Source organism: Eubacterium maltosivorans (assembly GCF_002441855.2).
Taxonomy (GTDB): domain Bacteria; phylum Bacillota; class Clostridia; order Eubacteriales; family Eubacteriaceae; genus Eubacterium; species Eubacterium maltosivorans.
Genome location: NZ_CP029487.1, coordinates 2258262 through 2274822 on the forward strand (window position 1 = coordinate 2258262; position 16561 = coordinate 2274822).

Below are 16561 nucleotides of genomic sequence, written 5' to 3' on the forward strand. Positions count from 1 at the left end.
TGCTTAATGCATCCCTAATCCATAGTATTTAAAGAGCTGCTTAACCTCCTTGCGCTTCACAAAAAGGTTCTGCAAATCAATGAGTATCTCACCCTTCATTTTTTCCTTCAGCAGGTTTTCGTCCGTCGCCCGGGTGTTTGGCCATTTGGTCAGCACCACCAGCGCGTCGGCGCCCTCAGCCGCCTCGTAGATATCATCGCAGAAGGTAATGGCGTCCTTTTCCTTAAACAGCCGCCACTTTGCCTGCTGGTAGCCGTCGGGATTGTAAATCCGCAGGCAGGCTTCCTTTTCCACAAGGCCTCTTATAATGTCCAAAGACGGCGCCTCCCGGAGGTCATCGGTGCCGAAATCCGGGGCCAGCCCCAGAATACCGATGGTTTTTCCGCCCACGCCATCCATAATGCTTTCAACTTTCGCCACACATTTCTGCTTCTGGCATTCGTTGGCTGTGATGGCGCCCTTCAGAACCTCAGCGGTTTCGTCTGCTTCCTCGGCAATGCGCACCATGGCGCGGGCCGTCTTAGGCAGAATGCTGCCGCCGTAGCCCGGCCCCGGGTCCATGAGCTGGGGTGAAATCCGGGAATCCTTGCCCATGATCCGGGTGGTCATGTCCACATCGATATCCAGCTTTTCACACAGCATGGCCAGCTCGTTGATATAAGCGGTCTTCACCGCGACCAGGCCGCTGATGGCATAATCAGCCATCTCCACCTCTGCCGGGGAGGCGTCAATGATTTTATTCATCACAATGCCCGTCTCACGGTACAGGTTCCGCACCTTTTCGCGGGCTTCCTCATTATCCGCCCCGATGGCCACAAACCGCGGACGCTCAATATCCTTCAAAAAGCTGCCGGCCTTGGCAAAGGACGGGGAGGACACCACGTCAAAATGGATATCCACCTCGCGCGCATCAAGGGCTTTCTGAATCGTCTCCTCAATGACCACTGACGAGCCCGGCGGCACACTGGTTTTTAACACCACAATCTTGGGCTCCTCCATCTGGCTGCCGATGCTCTGGGCAATGGCCTTTACAAACCGCAGGCTTGGCATGTGCGCGTCATCCTCAGGTACCTCACAGGTAATGAAAATGACCTCTGCCTCCTTGATAACCTTGCGCAGATGGCCGGTAAACTCCAGATTGCCGGTGGCCTCGGCCTCAGCCACCACCCGTTCCAGTCCAGATTCATAGCCGGGAAATTCGCCTTCTTTCACGGCATTGACAATTTCTTCATCCATATCGGTGCAGTAAACCTGATGGCCGCCGCGGGCAAAGGAAGCCGCGTACGCCAGTCCCAGAACCCCTGCGCCTATTACACTAATGATCAATTTACTCTCCTTCAAAAATAAACACCGCTCTTTTCAGCAGTATTTAGTGCTTTATAAATGATATACTTAATATCAAATTATAACATAAACACCGTTAGTTTTCCATTAGAAATTCTGATTCACAGGCATAGAAAAAGCCTCCCAAAATCCTGAAAAGGTATTTTAAGAGGCCTTATGGTTTTATTTATCGTATTTTTTCTCAATATCGCTGATCATATCGATCCGGCGCTGGTGGCGGCCACCCTCAAACTCAGTGTGCAGCCAGGTCTTGACAATGTTCTTTGCCAGGTCGTCTCCCAGAACACGCCCGCCTAACACAAGCACATTGGAGTCGTTGTGGCGTCTTGTCATCTCAGCCATGTACTCGTTGGTGCAGAGCGAACCGCGGATGCCGGGAACCTTATTTACCGCAATGGAGATGCCTACGCCCGTACCGCAGATGGCAATACCCCGGTCATATTCGCCGCTGGCCACCGCCTCGGCAACCTTCTGCCCATATACCGGATAATCCACCGATTCCGCTGTTTCAGGCCCCATGTCTGTATAGTCAACACCTTCTTCACGAAGCAATGCCATGACAACCTGTTTCAGGTCAAACCCGCCGTGATCCGATCCAATTGCTAATTTCATTTGAGTTCCCTCCGATTCGTTTTTGTTTATTATATCATACTTTCTTTATTTTAACGATAGTAAGGATAGAGAAACTTTGTAAAAGTAATAGGGACAAAGTCAACCCGTATCGCGGCGATACGGGTTGACTTTAATTTCATATAAAACGGTACCCTCCGGCCTTATACAGCCGGTTGGCAAGGGCCAGGGTGTCATTGCCGACTTCGATGTCCTCGGCGTAGATTTTCTCAATACCCAGGTCGTCAAAGGTGCGGAGTCTGGCGAAAAGGTTGTGGCTCATTTCCTCCGGGTCCTCCCGGCTGCCCAGGGAGATGATAATGCCCGAATGGTAATTGCCCATGGTCTCATCTGTTGCCAGAATGCCAATTTTCATTTCCTCGTGCTTCTTGATATGGCGGTTGATTTTCTCAACCTTTTCAGCGTCTGTGCCCTTCACAATGACCAGATCACCCTTGGGGGAATAGTGGGTGTACTTCATCCCCGGGGATTTGGCCTTTTCCGGGATCACGTTTCGGATGGCGTTGGGCGATACCTGCACCCTGCCGATGACGGATTCCAGGTCCGCCACGGTCACACCGCCCGGCCGCAGCACTGTCGGCGGCTCAGTCGTGGTGTCCACCACCGTCGATTCCAGGCCGACCTCTGTATCCTCCGACACAATAATGGCCGAAACGCGGCCCATCATATCCTCGATCACATGCTCACTTTTCGTGGGGCTTGGCCGTCCCGAAATATTGGCGCTGGGCGCCGCGATGGGCACGCCAGCCGACTTGATCAGCCCCAGGGCAATGAGGTTTGAGGGAAAGCGCACCGCTACCGTGTCCAGCCCGGCAGTCACGATCTCCGGCACGCCGCTGCTCTTGTGCATGATCAGCGTGAGAGGGCCGGGCCAGAAGGCGTCCATAAGCTTTCCGGCTTTTTCAGGCACCTCGGTCACCAGCTTCTCAAGGTCGGCCCGGTCGGCGATGTGCACGATGAGCGGATTATCCGCTGGGCGTCCCTTGGCTTCAAATATTTTTTTTACGGCGTTTTCATCCAGGGCGTTGGCCCCCAGGCCGTACACCGTCTCTGTGGGAAAGACCACCGTCTCTCCCTTGGCGATCAGTTCCCCGGCTTTGGTCAAATGGACCACCCCCAGCAGGGGGCTGTCTGTCTTAAAAAGTTCTGTTTTCATAAAAATACCTTTATTTTCACTCTGCCTCGCTCAGCAGCTGCTGCTTCATGTCCCAGAGCGGCTGGGAGAGGTCTACGTGGTAAACATGAGGGTTTACCATGCGCTTGAAGGCAGGCCACAGGGTTTGTTTTTCCTGCACGAGCCTGTCGTGAATTTCGCGGATGGACGGTTTCTCATACACGCATTTCCCATCCACAAACACCGGTTCCAGCAGCTCCTTCACGTAATAATCCGTAATGGTGCGCTTTTTCCAGGTGTGCATGGGGTGGAAGATGGTGAGCGGCTGGCTTTCGTCAATGGTCTCAGATTCCAGGGTCATCAGGTCGGCCAGAGCCATGTTGTTGCTCTTTCCATAGATCCGGTAAATTTTCTTATAGCCTGGATTCGTGATTTTCCATGGATCGTTGGACACCTTGAGCTTGGGCTTGCCGTCGATTTCTGCCAGTTTATATACCCCGCCGAGGGCCGGGCAATCATAGGCAGTGATGAGCTTGGTGCCAATACCCCACGAATCAATCTTAGCGCCCTGAAGCTTCAAATCCTTAATCAGGTATTCGTCAAGGTCCGAGGACGCGCAGATGGCCGCATCCTGAAGACCCGCCTCATCCAGCAGCTTGCGGGCTTCCGCGGTCAGGTAAGCCAGGTCGCCGGAATCGATGCGGATACCGTATTTTCCGGTAATACCGCCCTCTGCCAGCGCCTTTTTAAAAACCTTGATGGCGTTGGGCACCCCTTGCTCCAGGGTGTTGTAGGTATCCACCAGCAGGGTAGCATTCTGCGGATTGTATTTGACAAACTTCTCAAAAGCTTCCAGCTCTGTGTCATAGCTGAGGATAAAGCTGTGGGACATGGTTCCCATGGAAGGGCGGTCCAGCATGGCTTCGGTTTCCACCACCGAGGTGCCCACACAGCCCCCGATAACGGCTGCGCGCGCACCGAAATAACCCGCCTCTGTGCCGTGGGCACGCCGCAGGCCAAATTCCATGACCGCGCCGCCCCGGGCTTCCTCCACAATGCGGGAGGCCTTGGTGGCGATCAGCGTCTGGTGGTTGATGATGCTCAGAATCGTCGTCTCCACCAGCTGAGCCTGTACCAGCGGCGCCTTGACCCGGATAATGGGCTCAAAGGGGAAAAAAATCGTCCCCTCCGGCAGGGCGTAAAGCTCTCCGGTAAATTTAAAATTGCGCAGATAAGCGATAAACTTATCTGAAAATTCCGGGTGGTTTTTTTTGAGAAGCTGGACATCCGCCTCTTCAAAGGCCAGCCCCTCGATATATTCTATGACCTGCTCTAAACCCGCGGCCACTGTGTAGCCGCCGCTAAAGGGGTTGTTTCTGATAAAAACATCAAAGACAGCCATCTCGTCCTGTTTGCTGTCCTCTACATAAACGTTGCCCATACTCATCTGATACAAGTCGGTCGCGAGCTGGAGTTTCCGTTCAAACTGCATAAGTCTCTCCTTTACCACACATCGATTTATCCGTTTTTTCGATAATGCGTGTTTCATTCTCTATTGTAGCACTTTAGCCCGTTCAAATCCAATTCTTTTTCAATGGAGAATGCAGAATTGAGAATGGAGAATTATAAGAACGTTTTAGCCTTTGGCAAAAACGAGTGAAATAACGCCAATAGGCTGTCATCCACATCAAAATGCAACTGCATTTTGTTCCTTTAATTCTCCATTCTCCATTCTCAATTTTCAATTTTTCATTGTATAGACCGCGTATTGGTTTTTACCCTCGCGCTTGGCCTCGTACATGGCCGCGTCCGCGTGGCTGTACAGACGCTCAAAATCCTTTTCGCCGCTTTCAGCCACCACTACGCCCAGGCTGCAGCTCACATACCGGTCTCCAGTCACCGGAATCTGGCGGAAATCCGCGATCAGCTCCCTGGCCCGCTTCAGGATCGCCTCACGGGTGCCGGCGTTTCTCAGAAAGACGGCAAATTCGTCGCCGCCGATACGGCCCACCACGTCCGAACTCCTGAACAGGCGCAGCAGACAGGCCGCAATGTCCCGGAGCACCTGATCGCCCACACCGTGGCCGTAGGTATCGTTGATGCCCTTAAAATCATCGATATCCAAAAGGAAAAAGCCGTGGCAATAAGTATCCCGCTGCTCATTTTTCAAAATAAAGGTGATCTGTTCCTCGGTAGCCTTTTTATTGTAAAGATTGGTCAGTGAATCCCGGCTGGCCTGGTTCATGAGCTGAACCTCCCGCTTTTTCCGGGTATCAATATCCTCGATAAGCCCCATGATACGGCGCACATTGCCCTGCTGATCCTTGATGCCCGTCAGGCGCACACGACACCAGAAAATCGTGTTGTCCGCGCGTTTCATGCGGTATTCCTCCTCGCCGTGGCTCAGCCCGCCCCGCACACTCTCCAGAAAGCCCGTAAAAGACAGCGATTCCGGCGCATCCACAATGCCGCCGTTCTCAATAGCATCGAGACCCGGCGTATAGCCCAGCTGCTCCTGCCAGCCCTGGGAGCAGGCCAGGGTATTGCCTGCCAGATCCCATTCAAAAAACAGGGCGTCCATATTTTCAAGCAACACACGGTAGCGCGCGTTATCCATGCGGGACAGCTCCTGACGCTCTTGTTCCCTGCGCTCATTTCTCCGGTGGTTCACAGCGACATAAACACCCACAAGCGCCAGCGCCAGGCCAATCTTAGCGCAGAGGATCAGCGCCATCTGGCTGATGTAATCCGCCTGCTTCATGATCACGCGGTCCGGCACCATGGTCACCACGTACCAGTCGTTGATGGTGGTAGGCACATAGCTGAAGCGCCAGGTTTCATCCCCGTTGCCAAAGGAGGCATAACCCTGCTCGCCGCGGCGCATTTTCTCCCGGATCGTCTCCTGGGAGTCGCCGTCCATTGACCATTGCTGCACCTCGATGGCGCCTCCCTCCGGCTGCAGAATATAGCTGCCGTCCGGCTGCACCACATAGGTCATGCTCTGTCCGCCGAAGACCTCCATGTTCACCACATTGCTGAAGGTTTCTGTCAAATACGAGCCTGAGAGCACGCCGATCACAGCGCCGTCTTTGTAAACCGGCACCGCCACAGCAAAGCCCTCTTTTCCCGAATGCTTCGAAATCAGCAGATTCGAGACCGCATCCTCGCCGCCCATGGCCTTCTTAAAGTATTCACGGCCACTCAGGTCCTGCTCGGCACCCGTGGACGTGTAAGCCATACCGTTTGACTGGATAAAGGTCATCCGGTCAAAGGAATAATTGTCCCGGCCAAGGCCCAGGTTGCGCATGATCATCTCCGGATGGTCGACAGAACCATCCTCTACCATAATGGCCGCCAGGCTGTGCAAAAAATCAAAATCCCGCTTAATCTGTGTTTCCAGAAGCAGAGCGCCCTCCTGGTTCATCTCACGCAGAGTCTGCTCGGCATTTTCGTGGACTGATAAGCGGATGCGCTTGGTAAAATCAACAAAGGAGGCCGCAATCAGGAAAACAATCAGAGCAGCAAACAAAACGTCCAGGACAATGCGCTTGCCCGTTCGTTTGACTTTTTTCTGATCCTTCATAAAAGCAACCCCCTTTTATCTGCCAGCGCTTTCTATAATATTCTATTACATTTTATCACAATTGCTTCTCCTTTACAAACCATACTCCCCCTGAAAAACACACAGCTGGTGTGAGCTTAAGATACCGCTGCAGGCTCCAGTGTTTTCGGGATTTCGGGATGCAGTTTTGTGACAACAGAATCTTTTTTACCCAATACTGCCTTATATAAAATTAGAGGAACATGGGAAAGGAACAAAAAAAGGGGTACGGTCTGAAACAGACCGTACCCCTTTTTACAAATCATCATCACTCTGGTTCAGGTTTTCTTCAAGCCGGCGATTTAATCCCTTAAATTTAAAGTATCCTATCGGTTTTCCTAATTTAACCAACAGATCAATATCACTTATCATTATTATCCTTTTTCGAGCGGTACAACCGTGGTCTTAATCTTATCAAACGTCAGCATATCAGTCTTCTTTCAAGGTAATGGATCAAATAACAGTATAATAGAATTGAAGGCCAAACTCAATTTCACAGCACAGCTTGTTTTATTCGTTAAGCAAATAAAAACCTCCCAAAATCCTGAAAAGTTTTGGAAAAGGGGTTTTCAGGATTTCGAGAGGTGGCTGAGTAAGTTATTTTATTTTTTCAACGGTGGTAGAAATGCCTTTGGCGTCGTCTTCCATAATGATTACTCTGTAATTGCCTGTTTTATCAACATACCAAATTGCTTTAACAACAAATTGTCCTGAATTACTGCTGTCTTTATCAAACCAAACCTTTGCACTTTCCTTATATTTAAACTTATCTTTTGTGGGTTCATAGAATTTATTATAATCTACGCCGACTTCGATGTTGTTTGACTCTTTTGGTTTATTGAGATTACCGCTATTTATCTCCCAAACGACATTGCTCAACTCTATATCCCCTTTTACTAACTCACTTATTTTTTGTCCGGCATCTTTTTTAAACTGCTCATTTCCATCTTTTATTGTTCCACTCCATCTGGAACCAATCTCTGTGCCGGCTGTTTGGGCTGCTGCATATATTTCTCTTGCTTCGGCTATAGCAGCTTTGCCTTTCGCGTCCTCCACAAACCCCAGCATGGCAGGAATCGTGAATGCCGCGAGGATAGCGAGAATAACGAGGACGACGATGAGCTCTACGAGGGTGAAGCCATTGTTATTTTTATTTTCTTTAGTATTTTTCATTTTTACACACCATAATAAATAAAAGTATATAACTAATCTTATTCTTCTTTACCAAATATAACCACTTTACCATCATCAATTTTTTTATCAATTTCCTCGTGTGTTATATTAACCATATTTATTTTATCACTTTTATTTTCCACAATATACCATGTTCCTTTTGGAATAATATTACCTTTTTCATCCCAATTCTTATAAATTAAATAAGTTTCTGGCCAAGCAGCAATTATTTGATTTTTTGTATTCCCAAAAACTGTTATGTCATGATTATTTTGGTTTAAGTACACACGCATATACATTTCATTATAACCAAGCTTTTTTAATTCTTCTAACGCTTTTGCTGTAAATGCGGGCCAGCGATTATTACTGTCAAGATTATTGTAAATATATTTGCTAAATATATCATTACTAACACCCGGCCAAGTTATACCATATTTGTCAGTATATTCTTTTTGAGTCATAGTCTTATTCTTCAACTTATAATAGTCATCTAAGCAAGCTTTCATTTTTTCATATAATCCATTTGCTAAAATTGTTAGTTCATCATCTTTTTCTACTTGCTTCTCACTCAAAGAAATAATCGGATTAACATACTCATGTTCCTTTTTATTTTCCTCTGCGCCTGTTATAATAATCGAATTACCACCATTTAAAGCAATATTCAAATTCTTTATATTCGCACCTGTTTCATAAACCATCTCACCGTCCCGATTATAAACCTGAACATTCAGATAAAGCTCTAAACTGTCATTTTTTACTTTAACTGTATAGGAAACACCATTATTTCGGTAAAAGCTTTCTCCGTAGATATCAGGAAGCGGCTTCACTTCTTTTGGCCCAAAGCAAAGAAAACCATTTTCTTTATCTGAAATTTTATCAACATCAAATATTTTTTCATATTTAGGTGCCGCATCAGTTTCTGCAGGATTGATCACTTCGACACCTGTCGCGTAGATAATCTGCTCTCGCATAAAGTCAAAAATCGTGTCACCAATATATTTATCTGTATTCTTTACTTCGTTCTCTGCAAACATACGATTTCCAAAAAAGAGATAGTTCCCAGCAACGGTCATAACAATGGCGGCGATTGCCAGAGTAACGATCAGTTCAACCAAGGTAAAGCCGTTATTGCTTTTTAAATGTCTATTCAGCTTCATTTTGAATACCTCTTTTATTCGTTGGTTTTGTACTCGATTTTCTCCCAGATTTCTCTTATACTTGTACTACCACCAGTTCCTGTCCCGTTAATTCGGTTCACAATATCCTGATATGTGCTGTCAGCGGGTTTTTTTTCAATAATCGTAACATGGTTACTATCCGGAAAAATTTCTCCAACGCTTACGCCGCCATTAATCGTTATGAATTGTTTGTCTACGCCATGTTCATCATTCCCTCCATAAATCTCTAAAGTAGCATTCGGACCATAGATGTATATATTGCAATCTTCATAATCATCAGAATCATTTTCTTTATCACCTTTTAAAACTAATTTTGCCTCTGGTTCAAGATAAAAATAAACGTCACACTTTCCTTTATCATTATCTTCCACATCTATTTCTTCAAGCCTTAGTGTTACATGCGACTCTACGTATATAAAGACAGGGCCAGCATTATCTTTGATTTCTATTTCTCCTCCTTTATGATTATCCTTTGTATTATCTTTTGTTGCACAATATACCGTCATTTTTTTGTCTTGACCTAATTTCTCATCTATCACTTTTTCATCTTTACCAACAAGTTGCAATGCTCCTTCTTTTCCCGGCCAGTTACCCTGTATTATTTCTTCTTTTTTTCTCGCAGTCAAAATCACCGTATCTTCCTGATTGCCTTTTTTAGCCGTGGCCTTTAAAGTAACGATTCCTGTTTCATCATCATAATCGCCCGTCACATCGCACGTGCCAAACTGGTTTCGGTATTCTTCCGGAACGTCTCTGTAGAAATCATTGAACTCAATATGATTATTAGGTTTTTTCTTTAACAAGTGCTGTTTTAAATAATAAGGAAGATTATCATTTGATTCATCTGTATCATCGCCGTTCAACTGCTCAAAAATCGCATCTACCGCAGAACGGGCTGAAAAATAGGTCTGCTGCTTTATATTATTATTGATGCTACGGTTGTTCATTGAAAGAGCAATAGCGCCTATCGCCATACCCAGTATTCCAAAAATAACGCAGATGACCAATACCCATATAAGAGCAGAGCCAGATTGATTTTTTATTATATTTTTCATACAAACCTCTATTTAACTCAATAAATTGTTATTCCCAAATCTTCTAATTCTTCTCTTGTTATATTCGGTCGATAATACCCATTTTGCGAGGAATCAAAATATTTATTTTTCTCAGATTCTTTGTAAATCGTTTCAAATAAATCTGTGTTTCCAGGTAAAGAATAATATCCTGCGTTTAGAACAACCTTTTTTACTTGAACTCCATCTGGACTATTATTGCATTCTGCTTTTATTGTTAATTGATTTGGCAAATATAAAATAGTGTTATTTTTCTTTTCATAAGAATTGAAAATCAATTGATTTGTTTCCTGTTCTTTTACTATATTTTCAGGTTTTTCTTTATCATACGTTACTTTAATCTCAATTATATTATCTTCACTAACTTTAGAACCTAAATAGCATAGTCGCACTGCATAAGAAATACCCCCGTTTGATGAAAAAGTCATTGGAACGTCACTTGTAAAATAAATCTGTTGAACTGGTTCATACGGTCCTTGCACTGTTCCATGCGCAGGATAATTAGGAGCTTTATCCACAACTAAAGCTTGAAAATATTGACCAAATGGCTTGACCCTGGGATCATCGCTTCCTTTTTTCGCCATGATGTCAAAAACACTTTTATTGAATATTCCTGTATTATTTACAATGTACGTGTCATAAGGATACTGAGTTCTGTCATCATAATAAGCAATTTCCCTATTTGGAGGATTTATTTCCACTGGTCCATCTGGCTTAACTGAGGGCGAGGGCATTGGCGGTGACTGCTTCTCTGCCTCAAATAATATCATATTCATTTCAGCTTCATCATTTGTTTTTTGAGTGGTAGCTTCTATAAACTTTCCTTTAATTCTAAAATCATGTCCCCCTGATTCCAGTTTATATGACAGTCCATTCAAATCTGAACCCTCAAGAGTTTTTACAGTAACTCCTTCAATTGCGCTTAACGGTGATTCCAATCCACTCGCATTCTTCTGACTCGCATCCTTGATCGCCTCACTATTCCCCATCACCTTCAGCGCCCCATTAAACCCGGTAATCAAAATCGTAGCCGCGATCGCAAAAATCGCGAAGGCCACGATCACTTCCAGCAGGGTCATGCCTTTATTGTCGAGCTTCCATTGTTTCTTCATCCATCCGCGCTCCTTTCCGGGCTTTGGCTGTGTTGCCCGTGGTGCTGGACCGGTAAATTTTACCGGTCATGACTTTCCGTTACCCTTACGGACTTTTTCATTTCCTTATCACAAAGCACCCAAGGGTGCGCTCTGATCAAAAAACAAAAACAATCCCAAAATCTCCTCCCGAAATCCCAAAAACTACCTGGCGCAGTAAGTTTTCGGGTTTTCGGGAGGTTTTATCAATAGAGAATACAGAATGTAAAATTGAGTATTAAAATCAAATGCGCTGGACGCATTTGTTCCGATCATTCTCCATTATCCATTCCCATTCTCAATTAATCTTTTTTACTCTTCCACATTGGCCGCAGCGGCGCCTTTATCGACCATATACACGTTAAAGGTCACACTGACCGTGTTGGCGCCGGAGCGCAGGTTGGCGATGGTATCGGCGCTCCCTGAGCCCGATGAGCTGCTTGAGCCGCTGGTGCCTGGACTCACGTCAAAGGCGGTGATCTGCATATCGGAGCGGCCATTGACGGTGTCCAGCAAATTTTCAAACTGGCCGATGTTTCCCTGGATGGTCATGGTGACGGTTCCGATATAGATACCCTTGATGGTGGGCTCGGTGGTGGTGGTCGTGCTGTTTTCGTCGGCGGTGGTATTGCCTTCCATTTCGGCCAGGTCCTTCATCTCCTGGGCCTCAGTGGTGGTGTCGGGGGACTCGGTCGTTCCGGTATCCTCATTCTTAAAGGTATCGATCGTATCGATTTTATTGGCCGTGATGGCAAGATCCTGAGCCTTAAACCCCTCGTCCACCACCAGGTTGGTGATGAGGTTATCCAGCTCGTCGTTGGTCATACGCTTTTCATAGCCTTCTTTTTTGGCCGAGAGATCTGCCGCCGCGGCCTCCTTGATCTTGCGGTTGGCAGGCAGGCTGGCAATGGCCATCTCCATTTCCTGCTGCTTAAACTCGGCCTCGCTCCGCTTCTCGGACAGGGTCTGATATTTATTGATCCCCGGAAAAAACACCAGGTACAGAGCGGCCATAATGAGCAGGGCCATGCCTAAAAGATAGAGCAGTCCCTTTTCACGCTTGGTGAACTCATAGTTGATGTTCAGCTTGATATTGGGCTTTTTAAATTCTGGCTTTTTCATTGCTGGGTCACCCCCGGTTTCAGGTAAGCCACCACAGAGAAGCCGTAGCTGTCTGGCGTGGTGACGGTTTCGGTTTTGGGTGTGGTCACGGTCTGTCCATTTGGCAGCGTGGTCGTGGCGGAGCCGTTGGTCACCGTGGAGGTGCTGCCCTCATTCAGGCTGTACCCCTCATACTCGATTTTGCTGAACAGACCCGTGCCGTTCAGCTCGCTGACATAGGCCGCCGCTGCAAACTCGTTGGGGGCAGTGGCCGTAATGCTCAGCCCGCCGTTCGTCCAGTCATAGCTCAGAGCGCCCACAGTGATGTTATTGCCCAGGTTAAGAGCCTGGTAGACCTTATCGCTGTTAATCACCGGGTAGGTCTCCATGGCCTTGCGGTTAGTGTCCAGGATACTGGTCTGGCTCTGGATGATCTTCAGGGCACTGTCAAGCTGCTGCGCCTCGCTGTACTCCGACACGTTGGCAGGGTCGTTGATATATTTATCGGCCTTTTTAAGCGCCTTGTCCACGTTGTAGTTCATGATGGTAAAAAACGTAAAGCCAATGACCATGACCGCCACCACCACCAAAGGCGGAATGGCCCATTTGTTCTTAATGGAAAAGGACCGCTGGGGCTTGAGGGCTGTCTTATAGCTGGTCAGCAGGTTAACATCGTTCTTTTTCTCAAAGAAGAGAGACGCGGGATAAAAATAGTCCGACAGGAGAAAATCATCGTCAATGCTGAAATTTTCCTGAATATTCCCGGTATTCTCCACCGCATAGACCGATACCTCCGTATCGTCCACATACGCCTGCAGCCGCCGAATCTCGTCTCTGGTCAGCCCAGCGTAGTAGGCCTTGTCCAGAATATATTCGGATTTCTGGCTTTTGTTAAACTGTACCAGTGAGGACAGCTTAGAGGCCATCTCGATGGTAAAGGCCTCGGTGCCACGCTCTGCCATGATTCTGGCCTGGCTGGAAAAAGTATACACACCATTTTCGAAAAGGGCGTACATGAGATTATTGCCGTCCAGTATGTTAATGGCAAAGGTCTGACTGTCGTATTCGCTGGTCGCCTCCACATAATTGATGGTGGCGTTCAGGGCAGTGTCGATGCGTCTGAGCTTAATGCCCGCTGTCTCAAAAAGACGGATATAGCTCTCCAGCACCTCCCGCTCCACGGCGCAGCAGAGCATGTTCGTGCCCTGTTTTCCGCGGATACCGCTGTAGTCAATGATCAGATTCTCAAAATTGGTGGCGTCCTCAAACTCGTGGTGGGACAGCGCGGTGAGCTCCTTTGGCGTCATTTTAGGCACTGCCACATTCTTATTCACAATCAGGCTGGAATTGATGACCAGATTGGTATTGTGGAAATCAATATCGCCTTCCTCATCGGCCTGGTCGATGGCGTCAAGAAGCATATCCTCGTTGGTAATGACCCCGTTGATCATGGCGCCTGGCCCCATCTCCACGGTCAGGTGCTTTGAAATGGACAGCTTGCCGCTGCGCACATCCCCCTGGAGTATCTGAATGGCATCGCTGCCTAAATAGATGGTTGTCTGCATACTCTCTTATATCCCCCTAACCGATGCTCTGATAAAGTGTGACAATCGGTACCATAACGGACAGCATCACTGTCCCCACGATCACAGCCATGATAATAATCATTACTGGCTCGATGATCGTAACCATTCGCTGTATGGCCATCTCGGAGTCATAATCATAGGAATCCGCAATGGAATCCAGCATGGTGTCAAGATTCCCGGTCTCCTCACCGATAAAGATGGTGGAAACCAGCTTTTTATCCATGCCGTCAATGCTGCCGATGGCCTCGGACAGCGTGTTCCCGCTGCGCACCATCTGGGTGGCCGGGCCAAACTGTCCCTCAATATACTTATTGCCCACAATGCTGGCGCTGATGTCCATGGCATTGATCATGGACAGGCCGCTGGAATACAGCGAGCTCAGCGTCCTGGCAAAGCGCGCGGTGTAAACAATCTTAATGAGCTTGCCCGCCCAGGGCAGATGTACCTTCATTTTATCGAAGCGCAGCCGGAAGGACGGCACCCCGAGAAGCGCCCGGAAGCCACCAATGGCGACGGCCACCCCCAGGAGCAGCCAGTACCAGTTGGTGGTCATAAAATTGGAAATCCCAATGACCATGACCGTGATCCCCGGCAGCTGAGCGTCCATGCCCTCGAACAGGTCAAAAAACTGGGGCAGGATAAAGGTAAACAGCCCAATCACCACCACCACCGTAGCCACTAACAGTACAATGGGGTAGATCATGGCGTTTCGGATCTTGGTGTGCAGGCGGTGCTCTTTCTCATAGTACAGCGCCATCTTGTGCGCCGTCTCGGCCATCTGACCGCTGGACTCACCCGCCCGGAACATGTTGATGATAAGCCGGGGAAAGGAGCCGTGGCTGTTTTCCATGGCCTCTGACAGCGTGATCCCCTGCTGTACTTCACGGTAAAGGGCCTTATACACCTTGGCCACATTGGGCTTGATGTTACGCTCCATCATAATGGAAAGCGCCCGGATCACTGTAATCCCCGAGGCCAGCATGTTCTCAATCTCCCTCGAGAAATCCGAAAGCTCCATGTTCTTCATCTTATAAGCTTTCTTCTCCGTATCCACCTCACGGCACGAAACAAGAAACTCATCCTTTTCCCGCAAAGCCTTACGCAGCGTGCTCTCGTCAATGGCGTCCGCCATTCCATTTACTATTTTTGAGTTCATGTTTTTTGCTTTATACTTAAACTTTGGCAAAGTTCGCTACGCTCCTTTTCCTGAGGTTGATAGTTGATAATGGATAGTTGATAATTAAGGAACAAAATTGCAAAGCAATTTTGACTAGATTTCAACCATCGATTTTCGCGTTGTTTTGATAATTGAAGTGAGCATCTTACAGATTTCATCACACGTATTGTATAATTCCTGACATTTTTCCCTTTCCAGATAACCTGTATCCATCAATAAGTCCAGCCAATACTGTGTCTCAGACGCTTCCTTTAAAGCAATGCTCATTTTTGACAAAAAATCCTTTCGGCTCTGGGCCTGCTGCGCTTCGCGAACATTGGCGCCGATGCTGGTTCCACTTCTTAAAAGTTGTTTTGATAAAACAAATTCCCGTTTATTATCCTGCAAATGCTGATAGCATCGTATAACACGAACCGCAAAAGTATAACTCTTATCCTTAATTGTTATTTCCGACATAACAAGCCTTCCTTTTTGTCGATTATACGCGGCCCATGGCCGCCATTCAATCGCTTTTGCCACAAGGCAAAAGAGTTCAACAACTATCCACTATCAATTATCCACTATCCACTCAAACTCCCTTCAGCTTGTTAAAGTCCAAAAAAATCCAAATACCAAAAGATAATCTGCATTCCCCACAGCATGGAGATCAGGATTCCCACCGAAAGGTATGGGCCAAAGGCCATGTGCTTTTCCCCGCTCTTGCGAATAAGCTTGATGGCGCCGACGATGCCGCCCAGCACCAGGCCAATAAAGGTGGCCAGCAGGGTGCAGGGCCAGCCGAGGAGAAACCCGGCCACAGCCATCAGCTTGACGTCGCCGCCGCCAAAGCCGCCGGGGATAACCAGGGATAACACCAGCATGGGGACCGATATGACAAACACACCGATTACCCGGGAAATAAGGCTGGGCTCCAGAAATACAAAATAGCTTGCCGCCGCGGGAATGATCAAAGCGATGACCAGGCCGTTGGGAATGGTCATGGTATCGAAATCAATGAGGGTAACCGCCAATAAAATGGCCGCCACCGCAAACCCAACCACTGCCTGAAGCCCAAAATCATAGTGCCAGGCCATGAGCAGGGCCAGCAGCCCGCCGCATAGCTCGGTAAAGAAATACCGCGGCGCAATCTTCGCCCCACATTTCCGGCATTTTCCCCGCAGCCAAAGATAGCTGAGCAGTGGGATATTATCATAAAACGCAATGGGCTTGCCGCAGTTTGGGCAAAAGGACCGGCCCCTGGCAATGGAAATGCCAATGGGCACCCGGTAGATCACCACATTCAAAAAGCTGCCAATCATACAGCCAAAGATAAAGACAAAGGCATACAATACAAAATAGATTAAGGTTAAAGAATCTTCCAAAGATGAACCTCCAGGCTTTTTAGTGAATAGTTGATAATGGATAGTTGATAGTTACGGAACAAATTTGCTTTGCAAATTTGATTTGAATTCAAA

At 47.5% G+C, this 16561-nt stretch carries 14 protein-coding genes; all 14 read right to left on the reverse strand.

The annotated features are described in order from the left end of the window. Positions 1 to 3: 3 nt before the first annotated feature. Positions 4 to 1326, reverse strand: a complete 1323-nt coding sequence (locus tag CPZ25_RS10825; RefSeq protein WP_167495213.1) for a UDP-glucose dehydrogenase family protein — start codon at positions 1324 to 1326, stop codon at positions 4 to 6. Positions 1327 to 1506: 180 nt separating this feature from the next. Next, positions 1507 to 1956 (reverse strand): ribose 5-phosphate isomerase B, encoded by a 450-nt coding sequence (gene rpiB / locus CPZ25_RS10830; RefSeq protein ID WP_058693349.1) that lies wholly within the window; start codon positions 1954 to 1956, stop codon positions 1507 to 1509. A gap of 136 nt (positions 1957 to 2092) precedes the next feature. Beyond that, positions 2093 to 3130, reverse strand: coding sequence for an L-threonylcarbamoyladenylate synthase (locus CPZ25_RS10835; protein WP_074618031.1), 1038 nt, complete (start codon positions 3128 to 3130; stop codon positions 2093 to 2095). A 16-nt stretch (positions 3131 to 3146) separates the two neighbouring features. After that, the gene (locus CPZ25_RS10840; RefSeq protein WP_096918620.1) at positions 3147 to 4580 is read right to left on the reverse strand and encodes a nicotinate phosphoribosyltransferase; all 1434 of its coding nucleotides are present in this window, start codon (positions 4578 to 4580) and stop codon (positions 3147 to 3149) included. A 249-nt stretch (positions 4581 to 4829) separates the two neighbouring features. After that, positions 4830 to 6671 carry a sensor domain-containing diguanylate cyclase gene (locus tag CPZ25_RS10845; RefSeq protein ID WP_096918619.1) on the reverse strand — a complete coding sequence of 614 codons (1842 nt, stop codon included), beginning with the start codon at positions 6669 to 6671 and terminating at the stop codon, positions 4830 to 4832. Positions 6672 to 7286: 615 nt separating this feature from the next. Then, positions 7287 to 7862 carry a pilus assembly FimT family protein gene (locus CPZ25_RS10850; RefSeq protein WP_096918618.1) on the reverse strand — a complete coding sequence of 192 codons (576 nt, stop codon included), beginning with the start codon at positions 7860 to 7862 and terminating at the stop codon, positions 7287 to 7289. A gap of 38 nt (positions 7863 to 7900) precedes the next feature. Beyond that, entirely contained in the window at positions 7901 to 9019 is a 1119-nt protein-coding gene (locus tag CPZ25_RS10855) for a type II secretion system protein (protein WP_096918617.1), read from the reverse strand. A gap of 14 nt (positions 9020 to 9033) precedes the next feature. Beyond that, positions 9034 to 10095 (reverse strand): hypothetical protein, encoded by a 1062-nt coding sequence (locus tag CPZ25_RS10860; RefSeq protein WP_096918616.1) that lies wholly within the window; start codon positions 10093 to 10095, stop codon positions 9034 to 9036. A gap of 17 nt (positions 10096 to 10112) precedes the next feature. Further along, entirely contained in the window at positions 10113 to 11225 is a 1113-nt protein-coding gene (locus CPZ25_RS10865; protein WP_096918615.1) for a prepilin-type N-terminal cleavage/methylation domain-containing protein, read from the reverse strand. Positions 11226 to 11555: 330 nt separating this feature from the next. Beyond that, positions 11556 to 12365 (reverse strand): hypothetical protein, encoded by an 810-nt coding sequence (locus CPZ25_RS10870; RefSeq protein ID WP_096918614.1) that lies wholly within the window; start codon positions 12363 to 12365, stop codon positions 11556 to 11558. Then, a complete protein-coding gene (pilM, locus tag CPZ25_RS10875; protein ID WP_096918613.1) occupies positions 12362 to 13909 on the reverse strand; it encodes a type IV pilus biogenesis protein PilM in 1548 nt (515 codons plus the stop codon). The genes CPZ25_RS10870 and pilM overlap by 4 nt, the downstream gene beginning before the upstream one ends. A 16-nt stretch (positions 13910 to 13925) precedes the next feature. Next, entirely contained in the window at positions 13926 to 15086 is a 1161-nt protein-coding gene (locus CPZ25_RS10880) for a type II secretion system F family protein (RefSeq protein ID WP_243129298.1), read from the reverse strand. Between the two features lie 114 nt (positions 15087 to 15200). Beyond that, positions 15201 to 15563, reverse strand: coding sequence for a four helix bundle protein (locus tag CPZ25_RS10885; protein WP_074618020.1), 363 nt, complete (start codon positions 15561 to 15563; stop codon positions 15201 to 15203). Between the two features lie 131 nt (positions 15564 to 15694). After that, positions 15695 to 16468: a prepilin peptidase gene (locus CPZ25_RS10890; protein WP_096918611.1), complete on the reverse strand. Its 774-nt coding sequence runs from the start codon at positions 16466 to 16468 to the stop codon at positions 15695 to 15697. Positions 16469 to 16561: the final 93 nt, after the last annotated feature.

What these genes read in the sequence shown, in the direction of transcription:
- CPZ25_RS10865 (WP_096918615.1), bottom strand. Translation starts at nt 11,225, where the DNA reads ATGAAGAAACAATGGAAGCTCGACAATAAAGGCATGACCCTGCTGGAA.
- pilM (WP_096918613.1), bottom strand. Translation starts at nt 13,909, where the DNA reads ATGCAGACAACCATCTATTTAGGCAGCGATGCCATTCAGATACTCCAG.
- CPZ25_RS10835 (WP_074618031.1), bottom strand. Translation starts at nt 3,130, where the DNA reads ATGAAAACAGAACTTTTTAAGACAGACAGCCCCCTGCTGGGGGTGGTC.
- CPZ25_RS10845 (WP_096918619.1), bottom strand. Translation starts at nt 6,671, where the DNA reads ATGAAGGATCAGAAAAAAGTCAAACGAACGGGCAAGCGCATTGTCCTG.
- CPZ25_RS10855 (WP_096918617.1), bottom strand. Translation starts at nt 9,019, where the DNA reads ATGAAGCTGAATAGACATTTAAAAAGCAATAACGGCTTTACCTTGGTT.
- rpiB (WP_058693349.1), bottom strand. Translation starts at nt 1,956, where the DNA reads ATGAAATTAGCAATTGGATCGGATCACGGCGGGTTTGACCTGAAACAG.
- CPZ25_RS10860 (WP_096918616.1), bottom strand. Translation starts at nt 10,095, where the DNA reads ATGAAAAATATAATAAAAAATCAATCTGGCTCTGCTCTTATATGGGTA.
- CPZ25_RS10870 (WP_096918614.1), bottom strand. Translation starts at nt 12,365, where the DNA reads ATGAAAAAGCCAGAATTTAAAAAGCCCAATATCAAGCTGAACATCAAC.
- CPZ25_RS10885 (WP_074618020.1), bottom strand. Translation starts at nt 15,563, where the DNA reads ATGTCGGAAATAACAATTAAGGATAAGAGTTATACTTTTGCGGTTCGT.
- CPZ25_RS10850 (WP_096918618.1), bottom strand. Translation starts at nt 7,862, where the DNA reads ATGAAAAATACTAAAGAAAATAAAAATAACAATGGCTTCACCCTCGTA.
- CPZ25_RS10880 (WP_243129298.1), bottom strand. Translation starts at nt 15,086, where the DNA reads ATGAACTCAAAAATAGTAAATGGAATGGCGGACGCCATTGACGAGAGC.
- CPZ25_RS10840 (WP_096918620.1), bottom strand. Translation starts at nt 4,580, where the DNA reads ATGCAGTTTGAACGGAAACTCCAGCTCGCGACCGACTTGTATCAGATG.